Annotated in this window: 21 protein-coding genes, 1 tRNA gene and 2 pseudogenes; 10 read left to right on the top strand and 14 right to left on the bottom strand. The window is 69.7% G+C overall.

Going from position 1 to position 22,203, the window contains the following annotated elements:
• Positions 1 to 876: NAD(P)-binding domain-containing protein (locus tag ABZ215_RS37395; RefSeq protein WP_354955239.1), on the bottom strand; the 876-nt coding region annotated here is incomplete at its 3' end.
• A 60-nt stretch (positions 877 to 936) separates the two neighbouring features.
• Between ABZ215_RS37395 and ABZ215_RS37390 the strand changes: the two are divergent.
• Positions 937 to 1,819, top strand: a pseudogene (locus tag ABZ215_RS37390) (GNAT family N-acetyltransferase).
• A 114-nt stretch (positions 1,820 to 1,933) separates the two neighbouring features.
• Positions 1,934 to 2,404, top strand: a complete 471-nt coding sequence (locus ABZ215_RS37385; RefSeq protein WP_354955237.1) for a hypothetical protein — start codon at positions 1,934 to 1,936, stop codon at positions 2,402 to 2,404.
• 59 nt (positions 2,405 to 2,463) lie between these two features.
• Here ABZ215_RS37385 and ABZ215_RS37380 read toward each other — a convergent pair whose 3' ends face one another.
• From ABZ215_RS37380 to ABZ215_RS37355, 6 genes are read right to left on the bottom strand one after another with little or no spacing between them, the layout of a single operon-like run.
• A complete protein-coding gene (locus ABZ215_RS37380; protein ID WP_354955235.1) occupies positions 2,464 to 2,931 on the bottom strand; it encodes an NUDIX domain-containing protein in 468 nt (155 codons plus the stop codon).
• A 9-nt stretch (positions 2,932 to 2,940) separates the two neighbouring features.
• On the bottom strand, positions 2,941 to 3,579 hold the full coding sequence (gene tmk, locus ABZ215_RS37375; protein WP_354955233.1) for a dTMP kinase: 639 nt from the start codon (positions 3,577 to 3,579) through the stop codon (positions 2,941 to 2,943).
• Positions 3,576 to 5,039 (bottom strand): radical SAM protein, encoded by a 1,464-nt coding sequence (locus ABZ215_RS37370; RefSeq protein ID WP_354955231.1) that lies wholly within the window; start codon positions 5,037 to 5,039, stop codon positions 3,576 to 3,578. The genes tmk and ABZ215_RS37370 overlap by 4 nt, the downstream gene beginning before the upstream one ends.
• Positions 5,008 to 5,826, bottom strand: coding sequence for a hypothetical protein (locus ABZ215_RS37365; protein ID WP_354955229.1), 819 nt, complete (start codon positions 5,824 to 5,826; stop codon positions 5,008 to 5,010). The genes ABZ215_RS37370 and ABZ215_RS37365 overlap by 32 nt, the downstream gene beginning before the upstream one ends.
• A 47-nt stretch (positions 5,827 to 5,873) precedes the next feature.
• The gene (locus ABZ215_RS37360) at positions 5,874 to 6,095 is read right to left on the bottom strand and encodes a hypothetical protein (protein ID WP_354955227.1); all 222 of its coding nucleotides are present in this window, start codon (positions 6,093 to 6,095) and stop codon (positions 5,874 to 5,876) included.
• Positions 6,095 to 6,427: a hypothetical protein gene (locus ABZ215_RS37355; RefSeq protein WP_354955225.1), complete on the bottom strand. Its 333-nt coding sequence runs from the start codon at positions 6,425 to 6,427 to the stop codon at positions 6,095 to 6,097. Before ABZ215_RS37355 ends, ABZ215_RS37360 begins: the two co-directional genes overlap by 1 nt.
• A 110-nt stretch (positions 6,428 to 6,537) precedes the next feature.
• Between ABZ215_RS37355 and ABZ215_RS37350 the strand changes: the two genes are divergently transcribed.
• Both ABZ215_RS37350 and ABZ215_RS37345 read left to right on the top strand, forming a co-directional pair.
• The gene (locus tag ABZ215_RS37350) at positions 6,538 to 7,845 is read left to right on the top strand and encodes an XRE family transcriptional regulator (RefSeq protein ID WP_354955223.1); all 1,308 of its coding nucleotides are present in this window, start codon (positions 6,538 to 6,540) and stop codon (positions 7,843 to 7,845) included.
• 13 nt (positions 7,846 to 7,858) lie between these two features.
• On the top strand, positions 7,859 to 8,746 hold the full coding sequence (locus ABZ215_RS37345) for an aminoglycoside phosphotransferase family protein (protein ID WP_354955221.1): 888 nt from the start codon (positions 7,859 to 7,861) through the stop codon (positions 8,744 to 8,746).
• 226 nt (positions 8,747 to 8,972) lie between these two features.
• Here the strand turns inward: ABZ215_RS37345 and ABZ215_RS37340 are convergent, their stop codons facing one another.
• Positions 8,973 to 10,175, bottom strand: coding sequence for an IS110 family transposase (locus ABZ215_RS37340; protein ID WP_354955219.1), 1,203 nt, complete (start codon positions 10,173 to 10,175; stop codon positions 8,973 to 8,975).
• Positions 10,176 to 10,402: 227 nt separating this feature from the next.
• Here ABZ215_RS37340 and ABZ215_RS37335 point away from each other — a divergent pair, with 227 nt between their 5' ends.
• Both ABZ215_RS37335 and ABZ215_RS37330 read left to right on the top strand, forming a co-directional pair.
• Positions 10,403 to 11,695, top strand: a complete 1,293-nt coding sequence (locus ABZ215_RS37335; protein WP_354955217.1) for an IS256 family transposase — start codon at positions 10,403 to 10,405, stop codon at positions 11,693 to 11,695.
• 1,892 nt (positions 11,696 to 13,587) lie between these two features.
• Positions 13,588 to 14,490: pseudogene (locus ABZ215_RS37330) on the top strand (recombinase family protein); the annotation flags it as partial.
• A gap of 739 nt (positions 14,491 to 15,229) precedes the next feature.
• Here the strand turns inward: ABZ215_RS37330 and ABZ215_RS37325 are convergent.
• Positions 15,230 to 15,313 (bottom strand) — tRNA-Leu (locus tag ABZ215_RS37325).
• Between the two features lie 157 nt (positions 15,314 to 15,470).
• Here ABZ215_RS37325 and ABZ215_RS37320 point away from each other — a divergent pair.
• Genes ABZ215_RS37320 through ABZ215_RS37305 form a run of 4 tightly spaced genes read left to right on the top strand, consistent with a single transcriptional unit; the run spans position 15,471 to position 17,758 of the window.
• Entirely contained in the window at positions 15,471 to 15,896 is a 426-nt protein-coding gene (locus ABZ215_RS37320; RefSeq protein ID WP_354955215.1) for a DUF1232 domain-containing protein, read from the top strand.
• A gap of 22 nt (positions 15,897 to 15,918) precedes the next feature.
• Entirely contained in the window at positions 15,919 to 16,803 is an 885-nt protein-coding gene (locus ABZ215_RS37315) for a DMT family transporter (RefSeq protein WP_354955241.1), read from the top strand.
• 28 nt (positions 16,804 to 16,831) lie between these two features.
• A complete protein-coding gene (locus tag ABZ215_RS37310) occupies positions 16,832 to 17,275 on the top strand; it encodes a hypothetical protein (protein WP_020419103.1) in 444 nt (147 codons plus the stop codon).
• Positions 17,276 to 17,758: an MSMEG_6728 family protein gene (locus ABZ215_RS37305; protein ID WP_354955213.1), complete on the top strand. Its 483-nt coding sequence runs from the start codon at positions 17,276 to 17,278 to the stop codon at positions 17,756 to 17,758. It abuts the gene before it with no gap.
• A 428-nt stretch (positions 17,759 to 18,186) separates the two neighbouring features.
• On the opposite strand, the gene ABZ215_RS37300 is transcribed toward ABZ215_RS37305, so the two are convergent.
• Genes ABZ215_RS37300 through ABZ215_RS37280 form a run of 5 tightly spaced genes read right to left on the bottom strand, consistent with a single transcriptional unit; the run spans position 18,187 to position 22,066 of the window.
• Positions 18,187 to 19,185 (bottom strand): DUF5914 domain-containing protein, encoded by a 999-nt coding sequence (locus ABZ215_RS37300; protein ID WP_354955211.1) that lies wholly within the window; start codon positions 19,183 to 19,185, stop codon positions 18,187 to 18,189.
• 1 nt (position 19,186) lies between these two features.
• Positions 19,187 to 20,689 carry an NAD(P)/FAD-dependent oxidoreductase gene (locus ABZ215_RS37295; protein ID WP_354955209.1) on the bottom strand — a complete coding sequence of 501 codons (1,503 nt, stop codon included), beginning with the start codon at positions 20,687 to 20,689 and terminating at the stop codon, positions 19,187 to 19,189.
• Entirely contained in the window at positions 20,686 to 21,420 is a 735-nt protein-coding gene (locus tag ABZ215_RS37290; RefSeq protein ID WP_020419107.1) for a class I SAM-dependent methyltransferase, read from the bottom strand. Before ABZ215_RS37290 ends, ABZ215_RS37295 begins: the two co-directional genes overlap by 4 nt.
• On the bottom strand, positions 21,417 to 21,734 hold the full coding sequence (locus ABZ215_RS37285; RefSeq protein WP_020419108.1) for a lycopene cyclase domain-containing protein: 318 nt from the start codon (positions 21,732 to 21,734) through the stop codon (positions 21,417 to 21,419). Before ABZ215_RS37285 ends, ABZ215_RS37290 begins: the two co-directional genes overlap by 4 nt.
• Positions 21,731 to 22,066: a lycopene cyclase domain-containing protein gene (locus ABZ215_RS37280; RefSeq protein WP_354955207.1), complete on the bottom strand. Its 336-nt coding sequence runs from the start codon at positions 22,064 to 22,066 to the stop codon at positions 21,731 to 21,733. The genes ABZ215_RS37285 and ABZ215_RS37280 overlap by 4 nt, the downstream gene beginning before the upstream one ends.
• Between the last annotated feature and the right edge of the window lie 137 nt (positions 22,067 to 22,203).

Genomic DNA, 22,203 nt, shown 5'->3' with positions numbered 1-22,203 from the left:
CTCGACGGTGCGCCCGTCGCCCGAGCGCAGCACCAGGCGGCCCTGCTCGTCGCGCTCGACGGCCTCGGTGCGGAACCCGGAGACGACCTGCACCAGCCCGGCGTCCACGGCCTCCTTGGCGCGGAGCCCGAGCGCGCCGCGCGCGGGCAGCTGGTCGGCCTCGCCGCCGCCGAAGGTGTTGCCCACCGAGCCGCGGCGCAGGATCCAGGTGACCCGCGTCCCCTCCACGGCGGTGAGCGCGACCAGCGCCGTCAACGCGGAGTGCCCGCTGCCCGCGACCGCGACGTGCCTGCCGGCGAACCGGGCGCGCACGGCCGCGTCCCGGAGATCGGGCACCTGGTAGGTGATCCGGTCCGCCGCTGCCCGCTCGCCCAAGGCTGGGAGACCGTCGCCGCCCAGCGGGTTCGGGTTGGTCCACGTGCCCGAGGCGTCGATCACCGCGCGCGCGGCGATCAGCTCCTCGCGGCCGTCGGCGTGCCGGACGTGCACCGTCAGCGGCTCGGTGTCCCGCCCGTGATCCACGACGCGGTCCCGGCCACGACGCGCCACACCCACCACCTCGGCGCCGAACCGGACGCGCTCACCGAGGGCGGCGGCCAACGGTGCCAGGTAACGCGCCACCCACTCCTGCCCCGTCGGGTAGTCCTCGGCGGCGGGGCGTTCCCACCCGGTGGCCTCCAGCAGCCGGCCTGCCGCCGGGTCCACCAGCTCCGACCACTGCGAGAACAACCGCACGTGGTTCCACTGCGCCACCGACGCCCCCGCCTGCGCCCCGCGCTCCAGCACCAGCGGCTCCAAGCCCTGCTCCAGCACCTCGGACGCGGCCGCGAGCCCGATCGGCCCGGCCCCCACCACCACGACGGGTAGCTCACTCATCCCGGCTCCTTCCATCGATCCAACTCGATTGACTTGGCCAGACTGTATCGACTGACATCGATAGAGACAACCATCGATTCGAATCGATATACTCGCGGGCATGACGACCACCGTCGCGCCCCAGGCCCAGGTCCTCGCGGATGGCGAAGCCGCCACCTATGCCGACTGGTTCGCCTGCCTGGCCGAACCGACGCGGGTGCGGCTGCTGCACGCCGTGGCCACCGCGCCCCGGGGGATCACCGTCGGCGCGCTGACCGAGCTGCTCGGGATCAGCCAGTCGACGTGCTCTCACCACGTGCGCAAACTCGCCGACGTCGGGTTCGTGCAGGTCCGCAAGGAGCGCACTGCCACCATCGTCACGGTGAATGCGGCCTGCTGCGCCGGCCTCCCGCAGGCCGCCGACGCGGTCATGGGGCTGCTCGCCCCGCGGCCCTGCTGCCCGGAAGACGTGCCCGCCGACGTCACCGTCCGCGCGCTGCGCGACGAGGACTGGGCCGCGGTCCGCCGCATCTACGGCGAAGGCATGGACACCGGCATCGCGACCTTCGAGACCACCGTCCCCAGCCGCGCCACCCTCGACGCGAAGTGGATCGACGGGCAGCGGTGGGTCGCCGAGATCGACGGCACCGTGGTCGGCTGGGCCGCCGCCACCCCGGTGTCCACCCGCGAGTGCTACTCCGGCGTCGCCGAAACCTCGATCTACGTCGCCGACGGCCACCGCGGCCGCGGCATCGGCAAAGCCCTCATCCGCCAGCAAGTCATCGCCCTCGACGAGGCCGGCTACTGGACCCTGCAAACCTCCATCTTCACCGACAACCGCGCCAGCCTTGCCCTGCACCACTCCGCCGGCTACCGCACCATCGGCATCCGCGAACGCATCGCCCAGCGCGACGGCACCTGGCACGACACCGTCCTCCTCGAACGCCGCAACAACATCAGCTGACAGCCGGCCGCTGAGGATGAGCAACACGTTCGACTACGCGAAAGCGCGCGGCACTCTGCGGTGCTGCAGCTGGCACACGACCGGTGGCGGGACGTGTTCAGTCAGCTGGACGGGATGAAGTTCGACGACCTCAACGGGCGCGAGGAGGTCGCGCACATCATCCGGGGCCCCGCAGTCGAATTCCTGATGTGGGCGCGGGGGCTGGACGACTTCTGCCGCGGTATGCCTGAGAGGAGAAACGGCAACCTGACCCCGACCCAGCCGTACCTCGCCGGATACGAAGCAGGACGATCACAGGTCGAGGGCCTCGTCGACGGTGCCCGGTACGCCACCAACCGCGAGGTCCACCAGCTACTCGCACTCATGGAACCGGAGGGCGCGATGAGGTTCCCGATGTCGTTCCCGCTGGCGTTCGACCACTTTGGCGGCGTGCAGTGGCTTCACGAGGCACACCTTCCAGCCGTGGACGACGAGCGACCTGGGCAGCTCCAGCTCCGCCAGGCGTACGTCGACCACCTCGCAGGACAGAAGGTCGGCCCCACTCTCGATGATCTACGCGCCTGGTTCGAGGGCCTACTCACCTGATGGCTGTGGTGTGAGCCGTGTGCTGATGTGTCCTCGTGCGCACCGTTGTTCCCCGCGATCTAGTTGAGCATGGCGATCGAAGTTCTGGTCCTGGGCCAGCCGTGGATGGCGAAGGGTTGTCTGGTGCGGTAGGCGTGGATGCCGGCGGCGGGGTAGTCGATCAGGTCGGTGGGGAGGTTGTCGAGGGGGAACCATCCGATGGCGGAGCATTTGTCGGGTTCGCGGTTGACTGGTGTTCCGGCCCATCGGGTGGCGAGGAAGAACAGCCCGAGGCGGGGTTCGACGCCTGATCCGTTGACGTGGAGGGTGTGGAGGTGCTGGAGGTCGTCGGGGTGTATGAGGACGCCGATTTCTTCTTCGGCTTCTCGTGCTGCGGCGTGGAGGACGGATTCGCCGGCGTCGAGTTTGCCGGAGGGGAGGTGCCAGCGGCCGTTGAAGGTGGGGTTGGTGTCGCGGCGGCGGGTGAGCAGGAGGTTGCCGTTGTCGACGAGGAGGATGTGTACGTCGATGAGGTGTCGGTCGGCCACGCGGTGAGGCTACGCGGTGGCTTGTTCCGGTCGTTGGAGGCGGGCCAGTGGGGTCAGCTTTTGGGTGATGGCCTCGACGAGCTGGTCGGTCGACGTGTGGGTGGTGTCGAGTGTGAGCACGGCCTGGCCGTGCGCTTTGAGGAAGGTGATCGCGTCGCGGTAGAGCGCTGCCTCGGTACGGCTTGAGGTGATGTCGGTGTGGAAGCGGCTGTGCGCGCCGCGGCGGCGGATGCGTGCTGCGGCGACGGCGGGGTCGGCGGTCAGGATGATCGTGAGGTCGGGTCGGTCGGCTACGGCGTTGAGGGTGTGGATGAAGGCGGGTGGCACGTCGTCCATGGTTTGCAGGACGTAGGAGGAGGCGACGTAACGGTCGCAGAGCACGATGCGGCCAGCGTGGAGTTGGGGCCGGATTTCGGTGCGGAGCTGGTGGTAGCGGTCGGCGGCGACGAGGCAGGCGAGCTCGTAGCCGCGGTAGGTGTCGGTTCCGTGCCGGGCGATCTCGCCGAGCTGGGCGCGGGAGGGTTGGGTGGTGGCGTGCGCGCGGTAGCCGTCACGCGTGAGGCGCTCGGTGAGGGCTCGGGTGAGGGTAGTTTTGCCGGTTCCGGCGGGTCCGTCGATGGCGACGAAAAGGTCCTGGTGGTGGGTCATGCGGCTTTCCGGGCGTGTTGTTCGCGGGCGAGCGCGACGAGGTGGGTGCGGATGTAGTCGATGGGGGCGTCGGCGAGGGGGAGGTTGACGGAGAAGTTGAACTCGTCGCGTTCGCGGAGGGTGTCGTCCAGGCCGGCGTCGGTGAGGTCGACGTGGCTGTAGTTGAGCAGCTGGTCGGGGGTGTAGCGGCCGGTGGCGAGCAAGCGGTGCCAGTCCGGGGTGCCGGGATACGGGCGGTATTCGAAGGTGGAGGCGCGAAAGGTGCCGGGCAGGTTGTCGGTGAGGTCCCACAGGTCGTGCACGAGCCGGACGGTGCTGTCGATCTCGTCGCGGGTCTCGGTGGGGAAGCCGAGGATGAAGTAGCCCTTGACGTTGATGCCGCGTTCGGTGAGCCGGCGGGTCACGGTGCGCGCCATGGCGGGGTCGATGCGCTTGTCGATGCGGTCGAGCATCCGCTGGCTGCCGGACTCGATACCCAGGGCGACTTCGCGTAAACCGTTGCGTGCCAGGAGGTCGAGGGAGGTGTCGGTGGCGCGGTGCAGGACGTTGATCCGGCCGGTGGCGTCCCAGACGGCCCAGTCGCCGACCCGGTCGGTGCGGAAGGCGGCCATCATCTCGTCGATGACGCGGCGGGCGCCGAGGAAGAGGTCGTCGACGAACCGGAACGCGGTCACTCCGTCGCCGCGGAGTTGGTGCATTTCGGCGAGGATGTTGTGCGGGTCGCGGGTGCGGATGGTGACGTCGGGGTTGGCGGAGACGGCGGCGCCGCAGAAGGAGCAGTTGTAGGGGCAGCCGCGCGCGCCGACCATGTTCGCCTCCAGTCGCCCGTGATCGTGGTGCGGATCTTGGGTGAGGTAGCGGCGGTCGACGAAGGGCAACGCGTTGATATCCGGCGCCAGGTGTCCGGTGTCCTTACCGGCTCCTCGAGCCACGGCGTCGGTAGCCGGGTCGAGCCAGAGGACGCCGGGTAGGTGTGCGCGGCGGTGGTGGTTGTCGAGGAGTTCGGCGACGCGGGTTTCGGCTTCCCCGAGGACCAGCGCGGTGCAGCGGGCCATCCGCGGATCGGTGAGGATCTCGGTGGGCATGGCTTTGGCGTGGTGGCCGCCGAGCAGGATCTTGATCTCGGGGTGCAGGCCGGCGGCGATGCGGGCGCTGAGCTGGTAGGTGGGGGCGAGCAGGTTGAACCCCGCCCAGCGGGGCGCGAGGTCGTTGACGAGCCGGATGGTGGTGTCGATCCCGAGGCCGTGGGCTTCGGCGTCGAGCAGGCCGACGTTGAAGCCGCGGGAGGCGGCGTAGGTGGCGAGGTAGCCCATGCCCAGCACGGGCAGGGTGAAGTCGTTGACCCGGGGGTGTTCGGTGTAGTCGCGCAGGGGTGCGTTGACGAACACCGCGTCCAGGGTGCGGGTGAGGTCGGCGCCGGCGATCAGCTCAGAAGGCGGCGGCTCCGGTGGTGTTGGCATGGCGAACTCCCCAGGCAAGTGTGAGTAGCGTCCAGCTGGACAGCTGGTCGCCCGCCAGCTCCCGCCACACTTCGGCGAACTCCGGTTCGGAGCTGGGCCAGTCCCGTTCGGGGGCGAGCCGGTGGGCCCAGGTGCGGACGGCGAGGTCGGCGAAGGGATAGAGGGCGTAGTCGTTGGTGAGGTCGGCGACGGTGGCGCCGGCCGTCCACGGCCCGATCCGCGGCACGGTCTGAACCTCATCCCGCAGGAGCAGAGGGTCGAGGTCGGCCCACTTGTCGCGGTGCTCGAGGTAGGCCGCGGCGGCCGCTTGCAGCGGGCGGCGTTTGAACGCCATCCCCAGCCGGGCGAACTCGGCCTCCGCCAGCTCCAGCACCGTCTCCGCGGTCGGGAACAGCCACAGCGGGCCGTGGTCAGTATCGACCAGCTGGCCGTGGGCTTGGCTGAACAGGCGGTAGAGCTTGCGAGCCTGCCCGGCCCGGATCACCTGCCGCACGATCGACGTGGCCAGCGCGTCCCACAGATCCGGGTTGCGCCAGCGCCCGACCCGCCCCCCGCCGCGCAGGGGCACAACCAGGTCATCGGGCCCGGCCAGCGCGGCTGGGTCGACGATGTCGAGGACGGGACGTTCTCCGGACCCGATCAGCGGCTGCGCCTCGGTGGCATGCCCCCTCGGGTTCCGCCTGCAGGTCAGCAGCCACACGGCCTCGCCCCGTCGCACCACGCGCAGGTGGCCCCCGGGAGCGGGCATCCAGGCGGGGTGATCGGTCATGACCGCATCGACGAGCACGGCGGCGTCCCTTTCTGCTGAACGGGTTCGGGCGAGGACCGGTTGTTTTACAGCCGGCGGAGCCCGTGGAGGACCCGGCTGGCCGTACACGCGGGGCACCACGGACGGGTCGAGGTGACGGTCACCGGGACGCAGGCGACACCACACTCGGCGAGCCCGAACGAGCGCCCGCGCGCGGTGAGCCTGGTGGTGTTGCCCGCCTGCACGACGTGACGGTAGCGGTTCCACACCCCGAGCCACGCCACCGCCTCGGACCCTGGGCTGCTCATCACCGGTCGGGGTCATCGTTGCTCCAGTCGAGGACCCGGCGCAGGAGCCGGTTGGCGCTGCCGACGTCGGAGCGCCACGCCGTGCCGCCGTCCGAGCCGGGCGGTGGCGTGAAGTCGGCGCGGAAGCGGGCCGCGCAGGACCACGGCACCTGCGCAGGGCCGAGGTGGACGTAATCGACGAACACACCGACCCGGCGGCGCGCTAGCAACATCCCCGAGGCGTGGCTCACCGAGAACCGGAACCCGGCCGCCTCGGCGAGCTCACGCACCGCAGGAGACAGGAACTCGTCGATCTCGGGACGCTCGCTGGCCACGGTCTGTGCTCGGGACATGTCACCAGCGTGGCGCCCAGGTGCTGCCGCGATAAGGGCATTCTGCGGGGCATCCCGGGGCATCCTCGCTGGTCCGGGAGCTACAGTGGGACGGCGATCGGGAGGGGATCATGGACGAGCCGAACGACAAGCTCCGCGCCGCACGCCGCGCAACCCCGTCCCGGCGCGCGCCCGGAGAACCCATGAGCCCGGGCGAACTGGCCGACGAGGTCAACCGCTACCTCTGGGACACCACCGGCCAGCGCTACCAGCTCGACGGGCACGCCATCGCCCGTTACGAACGCGGAAAGGTCCGCTGGCCCAGCGCCCCCTACCGCGCCGGGCTCCGCGCGGTCCTCGGCGTCAGCAGCGACGCCGACCTCGGCTTCCGCCCGACCAAGCGCGGCAACACCCGCGCTGCGCCGCTTACTCCCTCCCTGGCAGGGGAGCTCGGCGCCGTCACCCTCGGACGTTCCCCTGCTGAGTTCCTGGCGGACACGACGGTTGAGACCCCGGTCCCGGCCAGGGTCGGCTGGGCCGACGTCGAGCAGGTTCGCGCCACCACGCGGGCCGTGGCGCTCGCCGAGAACCTCTTCGGCGGTGGCCTGTCCGCCGAAGCCGCCCTGGGGCAGCTGCGCTGGGCGGGCAACCTCCTCGACGCCCGCGCCACCACCGAGGTGCGGCGGGACCTGCATGAAGCCGTCGGTAACCTGGCCGGTGTCGTCGCGTTCGCCGCCTTCGACATTGCCGACTACCGCGCCGCCGACCGCTGTTTCGCCTTTGCGCTCTGGGCGGCCGAGCAGGCCGGATCCTGGGCACTGCGCGCGAACACGCTCGCTGAGATGTCCCGCAAAGCCGCCTACCTCGACGACCTCGACGACGCGCTCTCGCTGATCGAGTTCGCCCAGGTCCGCGCCGACCGGCTCACCGCCACCGCCCGCGCCATGCTCTGGACTCTGCACGCCCGCATCCTCGCCCTCACCGGCCGGCACCGCGAAGCCGAGGACGACATCCGCCGCGCCGACGAACATTTCACCCACCGTGATCCCGCCGGCGACCCGCCTTGGCTGGTCTACTACGACGACGCCGAACACCAAGGCAGCACCGGCAAAGCGCTCATCCCCATCGCCCGGCACCGCAAGCAGCCTGACCTCGCCGCCACTCGACTGCAAGCCGCCATCGACCGGCAAGGCGACACCTACCCGCGGTCGCGCGCGTTCTCCCGCACCCGGCTGGCCGCCCTGATGATGGCCGTCGGCGACATCGGCGAAGCGGTGACCGTCGGCCGCCAGGCCGTCGACGCCGCGGCCACCCTGCGATCGCGACGCGTTGCCGACGAACTCCGCGGCCTCGCGCTCGCGTCCCGGGAACACGCGCAGGTCAGCGAGGTCCAAGAACTGCAGCGTGGGATCGCGGCCGTCACCGGGACGCTCGCCTGACACCATGCACGGCGTGACGACCGACCCGAAACCCGCCTGGGACGTGCTCGGAGCCGCGGCTGCCGAAGCCGGGGTTGATACCGAGGGCGCTCAGCTCATCCGCGACGGCTCCAACGTGATGTACCGGCTGCCCGGCGGCATCGTCGCCAGAATCGGCCGCCCCGGCACCGCAGACACCGCCCGACGAGAAGCTGAGACTGCCATCTGGCTGGCCAGCCAAGGCATCCCAGCAGTCCAGGTCATCGAGAGCCTGCCACAGCTCGTGGTCGTCGCCGAGCGACCCGTTACCTGGTGGCACCTTCTCCCGCCGCACCGCCCGGCCACACCAGCCGAACTCGCCACCGTACTGAAGGCCGTCCACAGCCTGGATGTCCCAACCCGCCCACAACTCCCGTTGCACAACCCGTTCGCCGGCATCGCTCCTCGCATCCGCGACGCGACTCCCATCAACGCCGACGACCGCGACTGGCTCCTACAACGGCTCGAGCAACTCGAAGCCGACTATCACCAACTCGAAATGAACCAAGGCCGGTTCGTCCTGCACGGAGACGCCTGGCAGGGCAACGTCGCCGTCCCCGAGAACGGTCAGCCGATCCTGCTCGACCTCGAAGCGTTCTCGATCGGCCCAAGACAATGGGACCTCGTGCAAATCGCCGTCGACTACACCGACTTCGCCCGCCTCACCGACGCCGACTACAAGTCCTTCCTCACCGCCTACGGCGACGACGACATCACCGAAACCCCCGAATTCCGCACCCTCGCCGACATTCAAGAACTGCGCTGGGTCGCCTTCGCCGCAAGCAAAGCCGCCAGCAACCCCAACGCCGCCCACGAGGCACGCCATCGGATCGCCTGCCTGCGAGGTAAAAAGCCACGTCCATGGATCTGGTCAGCACTTTGAGGGCGACCTCCACCGTTCTACTCGCCCCTTAGTGGGGTGGAAGTGTCAGAGGGGTGAACTTGCTTACTGTTTTGCGAGATCACCTGTCGAAGTCGATGACCTTACGATTGCCCAGAAAGCCTGTTTTCTTGGTTCGGGGGACTGTTCCAAGATCGGTGTTTCTGGCCCGACACGCCGGGCTAAGGTCCGGCGGGATGGGCACTGTGAGTGATTCCCAATGATGTTGTCAAGCCGCAAGCGCAGCGGATTCGACGTGGTATCGCGTGTTGTCGCGCAGCATGGCCCAGAGGACGTTGAGTCGCCGGCGTGCGAGCGCTATGACGGCCTGGGTGTGCCGTTTCCCTTCGGCCCTCTTGCGGTCGTAGTAGGTCTTGGATGCCTCGGACCAGCGGATGCTGGCCAGCGCCGAGAGGTAGAGGGCTCGCAGCAGGCGCCGATCGTAGCGGCGTGGCCGGTGCAGGTTTCCGCTGACCCGTCCGGAATCGCGGGGTGTGGGCGCGAGCCCGGCGACGCCGGCGAGGCGGTTGGCGGTGCCGAACAGGGTCATGTCCCCTCCGGTTGAGGCAAGGAACTCCGCACCGAGCAGGGGGCCGAATCCGGGCAGGCTCAGGATGATCTCGGCGTGTCGGTGCTGGCGGAACCGCCTCTCGATAAGGGTGTCGATCTCGGCGATTTCCTCGTTGAGAGCGATCACCGCCTTCGCCAGCCGTATGACCATGTCGGCGGCGAGCCGTTGGCCGGGCAAGGCCGTGTGTTGCGCCGCGGCGGCCTCGATCGCGATTGCCGCGACGGCAGCGGCGTTGCGGACTTTCCGGTTGCGCAGCCACGTTTCCAGACGGGACTGCCCGATCCGGCGCAGCGCGTCAGGCGTTTGGTAACCGGTAAGCAGGGTGAGCGCGGCTTTGCTGGCGCTGTAATCGAAAGCCCGCTCGAGAGCAGGGAAATAGTCGAGCAGTTGGGCTCGCAGACGATTGATCGTTCGGGTGCGATCGCAGATCAGGTCGGTGCGGCGAGAGGTCAGGATCCGCAGGTCCACACTGATTTCGTCGCCTGGCCTCAACGGTTGCAGGTCGCGCCGGATGCGGGCCTGGTCTGCGATGATCGCGGCGTCCTTGGCATCGGTCTTGCCGTCTCCGCGGTAGCTGGCTGCCGCGTGGTAGACGGTGCGGCCGGGAATGTAGAGCAAGCGCTGATCGTGGTTGACCAGCAGCGCCAGCAGCAACGCCGCGCCTCCGCCGTTGAGATCGATCGCCCAGGTTGCGGTGCCTTCGCCGGAGAGTTCGGCAACGTCGGCGAGGAGTTCCAACAGCGCCGTCTCGTCGTTGGCGACTCGCCGGGACAGCCGTCGTTTCCCGTCGGCGTCCACCACGACGCAATGGTGATGCGATTTGCCTGCGTCGATTCCGGCCCAGAGCTCGGGCACGGCCACCTCCTACTCGGATGATGTCGCGGTCACGGCCCAACAGACGACCTCGCCGTCGCGTCCTTACACAGCGATCCACGTCGCGCATCCCAATTAGCGGTCGAGTCGTCGCGGGGTGCCGGGCGGCCAATCACTCAAGGCCATCGGCGGCGGTGACATCAAAGCCATACCCGGCACCCCTGGGTGCCGGAGAGCCTATGGGCAGCTCCCGGACACCTACGACCAGGGTAAGGATGACATCGGACCTTGTGAGTCCACGCAAGCGTGACCAGAAGCCGGCGCAGCTGTCGCCGGAGCAGGCTGCCGCGGCGGCGATGGTGGCCGAGGCCAAGGCGCGAGGGTTGGCGTTGACCGGCCCGGACGGCCTGCTGAAGCTGTTCACCAAGAACGTGCTGGAAACGGCACTTAACGAGGAAATGACCGAGCACCTCGGCCATGAGAAGAATCAGGCGGAGGCGGATCGGGAATCGACCAATGTGCGGAACGGGACTCGGTCGAAGACCGTGATCTCGGACGCTGCCGGCGAGGTACGGGTCGAGGTTCCGCGGGATCGGGAAAGCACGTTCGAGCCCCAGATCGTAAAGAAGCGGCAGCGTCGGCTCGCCGACGTGGACCAGATCGTGTTGTCGTTATATGCGAAAGGAATGACCACCGGCGAGATCTCCGCGCATTTCGGTGAGATCTACGGGGCGTCGGTGAGTAAGGAGACGATCTCGCGGATCACCGATAAGGTTGTCGCCGAGATGCAGGAATGGGCCAGCCGCCCACTCGACGCGATCTACGCGGCGGTGTTCATCGACGCTATCCACGTCAAGGTTCGGGACGGGCAGGTCGCCAACCGGCCGGTCTACGCGGCCATCGGCGTGACCGTGGACGGGCAGAAGGACGTCCTGGGCCTGTGGATGGGCGTCGGTGGCGAGGGCGCGAAATTCTGGATGAGCGTCCTGGCCGATCTGAAGAACCGCGGGATCCGCGACGTGTTCTTCCTCGTCTGCGACGGCCTCAAAGGTCTGCCGGAGACCGTCACGAACGTGTGGCCGCAGACCATTGTTCAGACGTGCATCGTTCATTTGATCCGCAATACGTTCCGGTTGGCAGCGCGGCAGCACTGGGACGAGATCAAGCGGGATATCAAACCTATCTACACGGCTCCGAATCCTGGCGTCGCACTCTCCGCGCTGGACGAACTCGAGGAGAAATGGGGCAAGAAATATGGTGCGATGGTTCGACTCTGGCGCAACGCGTGGGAAGAATTCGTGCCGTTCCTGGACTACGATGTTGAAATTCGGCGCATGATCTGCTCGACGAACGCAATCGAATCACTGAACGCCCGCTACCGGCGGGCGATCCGCGCGCGTGGACATTTCCCCACCGAGCAAGCCGCGATGAAGTGTCTGTATCTTGTGACTCGCAGCCTGGACCCGACCGGGACCGGCCGCGCCCGATGGACAATGCGCTGGAAGCCAGTCATCAACGCGTTCGCCATCACGTTCGGTGACCGCTGGCCGGGAGCCGAAACCTACTAACCGAACCGCCGGAAACACCGATCACGGGATAGACCCTGGTTCGGTAGCCGACTCGCTCTAAGGTGGTCACAGCCGAATTCTCAAGATCTTTCGTTCCTTCAACTGCATGCTTGACCGCGTGGTTGAATGCCTTCCTGATGCCCTTTGGTGGAGCGCCAATCTCAGGCATTCGCCGGAGAACGGCACGTACGGCCTCGGCATTTGGTCTGCCGGACGACTTCAGTTCTAGCATCCTTATCGCGATTTGCGTGAAGAGTTGAGCTCTCTCCCGCTCGCCGCTGATTGACGCCGCGACCCACAGGTCCAACACTGCCGTGCGCATGGCGTTATTAGTGCTATCGTTGTACCGGCTTATCAGAATGTCAGCCATGCCCCCTTCGGGTGCGGACGTCAGATTGATCGCCGTGAGGACCATCGCATTGGGTATACTCGGCCCCCGCTCGCCCACGAAGGCTTCAACGAAGGCGAGGTGCTCGGCTTGGCTCCAGGATTTCGTGGCCTGCTGGAAGGCTTCTGCCAAGTCGGATGTCAGGGCCAAATTTCTGTCGGTCGCTGAAAGAAGGATTTGAACGTTTCCCGCGCGGCGGCGTGTGCACGGCGGGACAACATGGACCGGTTCTGGCCGTGTGTGCAGGGGAGCAGATTGGCAGGAAACCTGTGCGCCGAACGGTCCGTGCAGAACTTGACGATCGGTCAGCTCCGCACTGACCTGCGACGGTCAAATTTTCGCAGGTCAGCGGCTTATCGCACATTTGGGGCTCCTCAACTGCGCTTAACGGATCGGAGAGTCACTGGCGGCCGGATTTGAGGAGCCAGGTCACATGATCGCCTGCCAGGGCGTACAGCCGAGTTGGGCGAGGTCGGCCAGTGGCGTGCGTGCAAGTCCGGCCGTGACCGGTTGGTCCAGATGGGGGACTGAGCTCAGCGCAGCACCATGCAATCTGGCTTCACACGGTGGCCGTCGCCGGCCGCTATCCGGAGATGGTTCAGCCGCACCTCATCGCTGCGGTTGCCGGGTACGCCTCCGTCGTCTTGGCGGCGACCAGTTTTGCGTTGTTCGATGCTCAACCTGGGAGCACCGTGGGGAGCAAGCTGGGAGCAGGGCTACGTGCTGAACCCGCCGGAACGACATCCAATCGACCTGAACGACCCACGCGGACCTGCAGGAGTCATGTTTCCGCAGGTCAGCGCGGTATCGCGGACATAGTTCACACTTAAGTGATCAGTTGCTGGAGACGCGAAACGGCTTTCGAGCTCCCTGACCGTGTCGTCGGGGTGGTGGCTTGACGGCTCGCACCGCTGGTGGTGACCCAGCCACATGCGGCCAGCGACGCTGTCGAGATGAGCTACCCCGATCAGCGGACCTTTGTTTTTCTCCGGTCCGTGTGTCCCCGATGTGCCGCTCTGGCGGAGTTCAGTGTGTCAGGCCGTGATGGTTCCGCATGGAAATCCTGTGCTCTTGGGCGAGGGCTGCACGGCTTGGCGCCTGTCCTTGACGTCGGCGTAGTTGCGGAGCGTAGATATGGGCGTGTCGCATGTTTTGGTGATCGGGATTTCAGGGCGGTCAGCATTTGGCGGTCCGCTGAGAGCGTTCGGTCCGTTCCGGGTAGAGGTGCTTGCTTGCCTGATGAGCGGGACGGCCGACCGGTCGGAAGCGCTGCGAAAGGCGCGGCGATGACGGCGGCGAAGCAACGCCGATTGCATCGGCCCGCCGGTTCTAGCGGCGAGCAGGTTCACGTGGTTGTACCACCCACATCGCCGGTCCTATCGCCGGCCGCAGCGCGTGCGCTGTTGCGGCTGGTGCGCAACGTCGCTGGCGAGCGCGGGCGCGGTGGGGCCGGCGTACGGGCGGCGTCGCCGCGTGGTGTGTCGGGGGAGCGGGAGGCGGCGTAGTGATCAGGTTCGCATTCTATGGGCGGGTGTCGACGGAGGATCAGCAGGATCCGGACGCCTCGCGGAACTGGCAGTTGGCCCGGGCGCGGGCGTTGGTCGAGCGGCACGGTGAGATCGTGGTGGAGTTTTTCGATGTGGGGCAGTCACGCTCGATTCCGTGGAAGCGGCGGCCGGAGGCGGCTCGATTGCTCGAGGTGCTCAAGAGGCAGGAGCGCGGTTTCGAGGCTGTGGTGGTCGGTGAACCTCAGCGGGCGTTCTACGGCAACCAGTACGGGCTGACGTTTCCGGTGTTCGCGCATTACGGGGTGGGGTTGTGGGTGCCGGAGGTCGGGGGAGCGGTCGACCCGGAGTCTGAGGCGCACGATTTGGTCATGTCGGTGTTCGGCGGGATGAGCAAGGGGGAGCGGACCAGGATCAAGGTCCGGGTGCGGTCGGCGATGGCGGCACAGGCCCAGGTGGAGGGCCGTTACCTGGGTGGCCGTCCTCCTTACGGCTATCGGCTGGCTGATGCCGGTCCGCATCCGAACCCGGCGAAGGCGGGCGATGGGAAGCGGCTGCATCGGCTCGAGCCGGATCCGAAGACGGCGCCGGTCGTGCAACGGATCTTCCACGAGTACCTGTCGGGGATCGGTGTCTTCGCGATCGCGCAACGACTCACCGCTGACGGAATTCCGTGTCCGTCGGCGTACGATCGGGGCCGTAACCAGCACAGGTCGGGGGTGGCGTGGTCGAAAAGCGCCGTCCGGACCATCCTGACGAATCCGCGCTACACCGGTCACGAGGTGTGGAACAAGCAGCGCAAGCAGGAGTCTCTGATCGATGTCGAGGATGTCGGGCTGGGGCATCGGACCAAGCTGGCGTGGAATCCGCGGGACCAGTGGGTCTTCTCCGACCAGCCGGTTCATTCGGCGCTGATCAGCCGGGAGACGTTCGAGCAGGTGCGGGCCCGTCTGGCGTCACGTGGGGCGCGGTCGACGGGCCGGGTGACCGAGCGGAAGAAGCACCCCTATGCGCTCAAGGGCCTGCTGTTCCACGAGAGCTGTGGGCGGCGCATGCAGGGCAACTGGATCCGTGAGCGGGCCCACTACCGCTGCCGCTACCCGAACGAGTACGCCCTCGCCAACCGGGTCGACCACCCGCTGACGGTGCACCTGCGGGAGGATGTGGTGCTGGAGCCGCTCGACACGTGGCTGGCCCAGGTGTTCGCGCCCGGCAAGATCGAACGGTCGCTCACCGCGATGGAGGAGTCGCAGCCGGATCCTGCTCCCGCTGGAGTGGAGACGCGGCGGGCGCTCGCGGAGTGCGATCGGAAGCTCGCCCGGCACCAGGCCGCGCTGGAGGCCGGCACGGATCCGGCGCTGGTGGCCAAGTGGACCAGGCAGGTGCAGCGGGAGAAGGCGGTGTTGGAGGCGCAGCTGGCCGCCTCGGACGCCCGAACGGGGGCGGACCGGACAATGACCGCTGACGAGATCCGTCAGCTGGTCGACGCGATGGGCGGACTGCTCCAGGTGCTGCGCGACGCGGACGCGGGCGTCAAGCTGGAGGTCTACCGCCAGCTCGGCCTGAAACTGACCTACAACGAAACAACACGGATGGTGGTGGCTGAAACCCAGCCCCGGCCATCCGTGTGCGCAGTGGTTGTGTCCGAGGGGGGACTTGAACCCCCACGCCCTTTACGGGCACTAGCACCTCAAGCTAGCGCGTCTGCCATTCCGCCACTCGGACCTGCTCTTCTCTTGTGCGCACAAGAGTAGCCCATCCGCGGACGCTCGTTCACGGGGGGTGGGTCACTGCGCGTGATCAACAGTGCGCTATAAGAGCGGCTGGTCACACAGGGTGAGACGGGTAGGCTCCTGTCGAGGCCTACCCGGAGGAGCGCGAAGTGCCTGGTTGGCTCACGGGCGTCCTGATCGCGGCTGGGGTTGTCCTCGCCACGTGGGCGCTGCTGATTCTCCTCGCGAAGCTGCTGCCGCCGGGGTTGGCCAGGGATCTCGCGCGGCTCCTGCCGGACTGTGTGATCACCGTCAAACGGCTTCGCAAGGATCCGCGCGTGCCGCGGCGGGCGAAGGTCGCCGTCGTGGTCGCGGGGCTTTGGGTGCTCTCGCCGATCGACCTGATTCCCGAGTTCCTGCCGGTCATCGGGCCTCTCGACGACGTTCTCGTCGTCGCGCTGGCGTTGCGGTATGCGGCGCGCCTCGTACCAAGAGAGGTGCTCGCACAGGCTTGGCCCGGCAACCGCGAGCTGCTGGACCGGCTCGTCGGGCGTCGTGGCGGAAAATCGCCGGACACCGACGCGTCCGGGGAATAGCGTCCGGGTCGTGGATCTCAGCATGGACCGCCGCGCGATGGTCGCGGCCCTCACCACCGTCGTCCTGTGGGCGTCGGCCTTCGTGGCCATCCGGGCGGCCGGTGAGCACTTCGCGCCGGGCGCGCTGGCGCTCGGGCGGCTCGTCGCCGGCGCGCTCACCCTGCTCGTCTTCCTGGTCATCCGGCGCGAAGGGCTGCCGAAACGCGAGGCGTGGCCGGGCATCGCGGGGGCGGGCGTGCTGTGGTTCGGCGCCTACATGGTGGTCCTGAACTGGGGCGAACAGCTCGTCGACGCGGGCACGGCCGCCATGCTGGTCAACGTCGGCCCCATCCTGATCGCCCTGCTCGGCGGCTGGCTGCTGCGCGAAGGCTTCCCCGGGCGGCTGCTCGCGGGGCTCGCCGTCTCCTTCGCCGGCGCCGTCGTCGTGGGGCTGTCGATGTCCGGCCGCGGCCACGCGCCCGTGCTCGGCGTGGTGCTCTGCCTGCTCGCGGCCATCACCTACGCGGGTGGCGTGGTCAGCCAGAAACCCGCCCTGAAGCACGCCTCGGCCCTCCAGGTCACCACCTTCGGCTGCCTGATCGGCGCCGTCGCGTGCCTGCCGTTCGCCGGGCAGCTCCTCGACGACCTCGCGACCGCGCCCGCCGAAGCCACCCTCAGCATGCTCTACCTCGGCGTCTTCCCGACCGCGCTGGCCTTCACTACCTGGGCGTACGCGCTGGCCCGCACGACCGCGGGGAAGATGGGCTCGACCACCTACGCCGTGCCGGCCGTGGTGGTGCTGATGGCCTGGGCGGTGCTCGGCGAGGTGCCTGGCTGGCTCTCGCTCGCCGGCGGAGTCCTCTGCCTGGCCGGGGTGGCGGTCTCGCGCACGAAACGTGAACCCGTGCTCGTCCGGCAACGGTTGTGAGACGGTTCGCGGTGGGTACCCCGCCGGCATGACTGACGCCCGTCTCGACGACGAGAACCCCGAGGCCGACCGGTACGACCGCGCGACGGTCGAGGCAGTAGGCAAGCTCACCGAGGCCCTGGAGACCCTCGAGGTCGCGCGCGGGCACCTCTACCAGTTCCACCGCATGACCGGCACCACCGACTTCGCCGTCGGCGAGGCCGTCGAGCTGCTGCGCAAGGCCGGCCACGACGAGCTGGCCGACCGCATCGCCCGCGAGCTGGTGGGCCGCAACGTGCTGCCAGGGCGGTGGACGTTCCAGGTGGTCGAGGACTTCGACGACACCTACTATCAGCCGTTCCGCGCGTTCGAGCGGCAGGCGCGCGAGCTGACCGGCGGGCGGCGGCACCTGTTCGAGGCGGAGCTGAAACGGGAGCGGCGCTCGCGGGGGGTGGCCGGGCACGAGGCGACGCCGGACGAGCGGGTGGGCTGAATGCAGACGTTCCTGCCGTACCCGGGGTTCGCCGAGACCGCGCAGGTGCTGGACACGCGGCGCCTCGGCAAGCAGCGCGTCGAGACGCTCCAGGTGCTGCGGGCGCTGACGGTGCCGAACTACGGGTGGCGGCACCACCCGGCGGCGAAGATGTGGACCGGCTACGAGGAGGCGCTGACCCGCTACGGCCTGGAGGTGTGCCGGGTGTGGTGCGCGGCCGGGCACACCGACACGTGCGCGGTGAAACTGACTGACGACCTGGCGCGCGCGGTCGGGGTGCCGCAGCCGCGGGACGAGCAGGCGCTGCGGGAGGCGGGGGAGATGCCGCCGTGGCTCGGCGACCCCGAGTTCCACCGCAGCCACCAGTCGGCGTTGCTGCACAAGGACCCGGAGCACTACCGGCGGTTCTTCGACGGGGTGCCGGACGACCTGCCTTATGTGTGGCCGGCATCGGATCGGCCGTCGCGGTTGGTCCGCTCGTGAAGGTGCCGGTGGGGTGGTGCGGGGGTTGGATGGGCGTGCTGGTGGTGGACGGCTTGGGGCGGCCGTCGCGGGCTGGTCGACTCGTGTGGGTGCCGGTGGTGGGGGAGCGACCGGTGTGGTGGCGGGATTGAAAGGGCGCGCTGGCAGAGGACGGCCTGGGCGGCCGTCGCGGTAGGTCCGCTCGTGAAGGTGCCGGTGAGGGTGGTGCGGGGCGTGGATGGGCGTGCTGGTGGTGGACGGCCTGGGGCGGCCGTCGCGGGCTGGTCCACTCGTGAAGGCGCCGGTGGTGGGGACCGGCCTGGCGGGAGCTGGCGCGGGGGCGCCGCCGCCAAACCGGCCCGCCTGCGCGGTTGCTCCACCCGTGAAGGCGGGCGCGGGCGGCCCGGTCGGCGGGGCGGCAGGATTCCAGGTGGCGGCTGGACGAGCCCTCACGCCCGGGTGTCGCGGGGGCTCCAGTCCTCGCTGCGCAGCTGGTAGCGCCGCTCGGCGTAGGCGAGGTCGTCCTTCCACAAGCGGGCCGCCGCGTGGCGCATCAGCGGGCGCAGCGCGGGCGCGGCGGCGCGGGCGAGCCGGAAGCCGGGGCGGGACGACGCCGCCACCACCGCCTCGATCACCGCCGTGCGGGGGCGGCCGTCGCGGCCGGGGCCGAGCGGCGTGGCGTGCGTTTCGACCACACTGCCGACCCCCTCGCCCTCGGTGATGCGCATGACGATCGTCCGCGGGCCGGGGCAGGTGAACTCCGCCTGGACGGGCACGCCGAGCGTCGGGGTGACGCGGAAGGTCACCGACACGACGAACCGGTCGTCCTCCTCGGCCACGTCGACCTCGGCCGGCGCGGACAGCACCCTCAGGCGCGTGAACGAGTACGGGTGGAACCACGAGCCGTGCCACGGGTCGAGCCGGTTCGCGATCACGTCCCGCGGCTCGCACACACCCTCCAGCCGCGCCACCGAGTCCACCCCACCCGCGGGCCGGGCGGGCACGACCGGCGCGGGCAACGGCTCCTCGCCGCCGGCCCGGTCCAGCCGCACCCACGCCAGCACCCCGTCGTCGAACGCGGGACGGCACGACCGCTCGTCCAGCCGCAGCCCGTGCCACCGGCACAGCAGGCCGCCGTCGTCGACCGCGCCCAGCGCCATCGGCGCGCCCAGGTGCGGGCACGCCCCGGGTCCCACCAGCAGCTTCCCGGCCCGGTCCCGCCACGCGACCAGCTCGATCCCGGCCACGGAGAACCCGTAGGGCCGGTCGCCGCGCACGTCCCGGCTCGCCGCGAACACGTACCAGTTCCCTGACGGCCGCGCCTCGGCCCGCTTCAGCGCGGCCTCGATCAGCGACGGCTTCGCGTCGCGGTACGTGGGCTCCTGGCGCGCCCACGGCGTGCGCGGGATCGGTTGCAGCGGCCAGTTGCGGGGCCAGCGCGGTGACATCTCACCCTCCTAACGCGGCCAGTGCCCGCAGCGGCGCGAACCGCCCGCGGACCGGCACGGTGGTCAGTTCGTGCCCGGCCAGCCCCCACCGCGCGAGCAGGCAGTTCGCGGCGTGCCAGCCGGTCGCGGCCGCGCGTTCCATCAACGCGACCGGAAGATCGATGCGGATCCCGTCCCCGGCCAGCACGACCCCGTCGAACGGGGTGCGGACGCGGGGGCGGCGGGCGAAGTCGCCGACGCCGAACAGCGGGCAGTCCCGCCGCCACTGCACCAGCTCGCCGACGATCCGCGCGCCCGCGGTCTCCGGGTACAGCTGGTGCAGCCGGTCGACCAACTGCTTGCGCAGCGCGACGACCTCGTCGGCGCAGGCGTAGGCGTGCAGCTCGACGACCGACCCGCCGTGCTCGGCGGCCCAGGTCGCGGCCTCGCGCTCGTAGCGGTCCAGCACGCTGATGTTGTCCAGCGGATCGAGCCCGCCGGTGGCGAGGAACGCGGGCCGGTCCGGCGCGACAGGGCGGTCCAGCCACAGCCGGTGCACCAGGAACGGCGGCGCGATCCGCAGTCCGAGCACCCGCGACCGCCACTCCTCGTCGGCGAGATCCGGCGACGCCGACACGATCGACTGCAGCCCGGACACGTCCGCCGCGAGCACCACACCGTCGGCGGCGAGACCGTCGACGGACCAGCGGGAGCCGTCCCGCGCCACGGATCCGGTCTCGGCGCCGGTGCGGAACCGCACCCCCAGACCCGCCAGGTACGCCCGCAGCGGCTCCCACAGCGCGGTGTCGTAGGCCGAGTCCGGCACGTCGAACACGAGCCCCTCGGACGAGCCGAGGAAGTACAGGTGGAACATCGTCGCCAGCTCCGCGGCCGACATCTCCGACGGCGGCGCGAAGAAGCTGCGGGAGAACACCTCGAACGCCAGGTGCCGGGCGGCGGGCGGGAAGTTGATGCGCTCCAGGAACGTCGCCGCGTCCACGTCGTCGAGCTGGTCGTAGGTGCCCGGCACGGACACCGCGGCCAGCGGCGCGGCGGCGCGGGCGTTGAGCCGCAGCAGGTCCCGGACGCGGAAGGTGGGGCTGCGCAGCGCGAAGGCGAGCGCGTTCCACGGCGGCGTGCTCGGCAGCCCGCGGAAGGTGTCGCGGCGTCCTTCGCCGTCGACGAGCGGGTAGTCGGCGACCGGGCGCAGCCGCGACAGGTCCGGGTCGGCGCGCCGCAGCAGCGCGCGCAGGTTGTAGTACTGCCGGAAGAACGCATGGAAGCCGCGGCTCATCGACACGGTGCTGCCGTCCGCGAGCCGGTCCGTCCAGGCCGACACCCGCCCGCCGAGCTCGTCCTCCCGTTCGACGACCGTGACGGCCACGCCGCGCTCGGCCAGCCCGGTGGCGGCGGTGAGCCCGGCGATTCCGCCGCCCACCACCACGACCTCCGGCCGGTGCGGCAGCGTGCGGGCGTCCGCCGCGCCGGCGGGGGCGCGGTGCCGGACGGCGCGGCGGTCGGTCACGCGGGCTCCTCGGGGTTGGTGGCCAGGAAGGTGTGCACGACGCCGCGCTGCCAGCCGGTCATCGTCTCGCTGTGCACGGCGGTGAACCCGGCGCCGGCGAGCCGTTGCCGGAACCGCGCGGCGCCGTCGAAGGCGAGGACGCTGCGCCACAGGTGCCGGTAGAGCGTCGCGTCGCCGGTCGCCACCCGCCCGGCCGGGATGATGATGCTCCAGCACACCGCGTGCCACACCAGGCGGGCGGCGAGCGAGTCGCGCACCGAGTACTCGTGCGCGGCGAACGTGCCGCCCGGCTTCAACAGCGCCCGCAGCGCGCGCAGCTGCCCGTCCGGGTCGGCGAGGTTGCGGATCAGGTACGCGGCGAAGATCCCGTCGAACGGCCCGGAGATCCCCGACGCGGCCAGCTCCTCGACCGGGCTGTGGACGAAGTGGACGGTCGAGGGCCAGGACTTCCGCCGCGCCTGGGCGAGCATCTCCGCGGAGGCGTCGAAGGCGACGATCTCGGCGTGCGGCGCGGCCGCGAGCAACGCGGCGGTGGAGGCGCCGGTGCCGCAGCCCGCGTCGAGCAGGCGCAGGCCCCGGCCGCCGCCGGGCAGGCGCATCCGGCGGGCCGACAGGCGCAGGTGCTCGTGGTAGCCCGGGTTCGCGCCGACCAGCCGGTCGTAGGCGGCGGCGCCGGTGTCGAACGCGCCGGGCACCTCGTGGCGGGCCAGTCCGGTGCGGTCCAGGGTCATGCCTCCTCCTTGGCGGTGCGCCGTTCCCACAGCAGCAGCACGGCGGTGACCAGCGCGAACCCGAACAGGAAGTCCTCGACCGGGATGTCCCACGGAAAGCGCAGCCCGCTGGTGTGCTCGGGCGCGTACAGCACGATCGGCGCGCTCAGCTTGGTGAGCCAGCCGTCCACCGGGATCTGGAAGCCGACCACGATCGCCATCGAGATCCAGTACGCGGGCTTGCGGAACAGCCCGGTGCGCAGGTGCAGCAACTCCCACGCGCACACGGCGATCACCGCGAGCACCGCGGGCAGCGTGTACCCCAGCCCGGTCACCGGCGCACCTTCCGCAGCTCCCGCAGGCGGCCGAGCATCGCCTGCACGCACCCGTAGGTCAGCACCCCGCACACCGGGATGACCAGGAAGAACAGCAGCTCCTCCAGCGGGATGGCGAACGGCAGCCGCACCCCGGTGACGTAGGCGGGGTTGTACCACCAGACTTCGGCGGCGATCGCGATCGCGTCCCAGACGAGGAACACCAGCGCGACCGGCAGCACCGCGCGCGCCAGCGCGACCGGGCGCCGGTAGACGCGCGCGCCCAGGAACTCCAGCGGCAGGGTGATCGCCAGGCACCCCGCCAGGACGAGCAGGTACTGGTAGTGGTCCATTCACGCCCACCTCTCCGTCGCGGCCGCGGTCAGGTCCGCCGCCCGCCGGCCGCGTCGCCTGATCCCGACGGTGCTCGACATGCCGCCGATGGACATCGACGTGCTGGAACGGGCCGACCCGAACGCCCCCTACGGCC

Source organism: Amycolatopsis sp. NPDC006131, assembly GCF_040614175.1.
Taxonomy (GTDB): Bacteria; Actinomycetota; Actinomycetes; order Mycobacteriales; family Pseudonocardiaceae; genus Amycolatopsis_E; species Amycolatopsis_E tucumanensis.
Note: the sequence above shows the minus strand (reverse complement) of the source record. Positions and strands in the feature narration are given on the sequence as shown.

Coding starts and splice junctions, on each gene's coding strand:
- ABZ215_RS37385 (WP_354955237.1), top strand. CDS start 1,934: ATGAAGTTCGACGACCTCAACGGGCGCGAGGAGGTCGCGCACATCATC.
- tmk (WP_354955233.1), bottom strand. CDS start 3,579: ATGACCCACCACCAGGACCTTTTCGTCGCCATCGACGGACCCGCCGGA.
- ABZ215_RS37370 (WP_354955231.1), bottom strand. CDS start 5,039: ATGCCAACACCACCGGAGCCGCCGCCTTCTGAGCTGATCGCCGGCGCC.
- ABZ215_RS37360 (WP_354955227.1), bottom strand. CDS start 6,095: ATGAGCAGCCCAGGGTCCGAGGCGGTGGCGTGGCTCGGGGTGTGGAAC.
- ABZ215_RS37355 (WP_354955225.1), bottom strand. CDS start 6,427: ATGTCCCGAGCACAGACCGTGGCCAGCGAGCGTCCCGAGATCGACGAG.
- ABZ215_RS37350 (WP_354955223.1), top strand. CDS start 6,538: ATGGACGAGCCGAACGACAAGCTCCGCGCCGCACGCCGCGCAACCCCG.
- ABZ215_RS37335 (WP_354955217.1), top strand. CDS start 10,403: ATGACATCGGACCTTGTGAGTCCACGCAAGCGTGACCAGAAGCCGGCG.
- ABZ215_RS37315 (WP_354955241.1), top strand. CDS start 15,919: ATGGACCGCCGCGCGATGGTCGCGGCCCTCACCACCGTCGTCCTGTGG.
- ABZ215_RS37310 (WP_020419103.1), top strand. CDS start 16,832: ATGACTGACGCCCGTCTCGACGACGAGAACCCCGAGGCCGACCGGTAC.
- ABZ215_RS37305 (WP_354955213.1), top strand. CDS start 17,276: ATGCAGACGTTCCTGCCGTACCCGGGGTTCGCCGAGACCGCGCAGGTG.
- ABZ215_RS37300 (WP_354955211.1), bottom strand. CDS start 19,185: ATGTCACCGCGCTGGCCCCGCAACTGGCCGCTGCAACCGATCCCGCGC.
- ABZ215_RS37290 (WP_020419107.1), bottom strand. CDS start 21,420: ATGACCCTGGACCGCACCGGACTGGCCCGCCACGAGGTGCCCGGCGCG.
- ABZ215_RS37280 (WP_354955207.1), bottom strand. CDS start 22,066: ATGGACCACTACCAGTACCTGCTCGTCCTGGCGGGGTGCCTGGCGATC.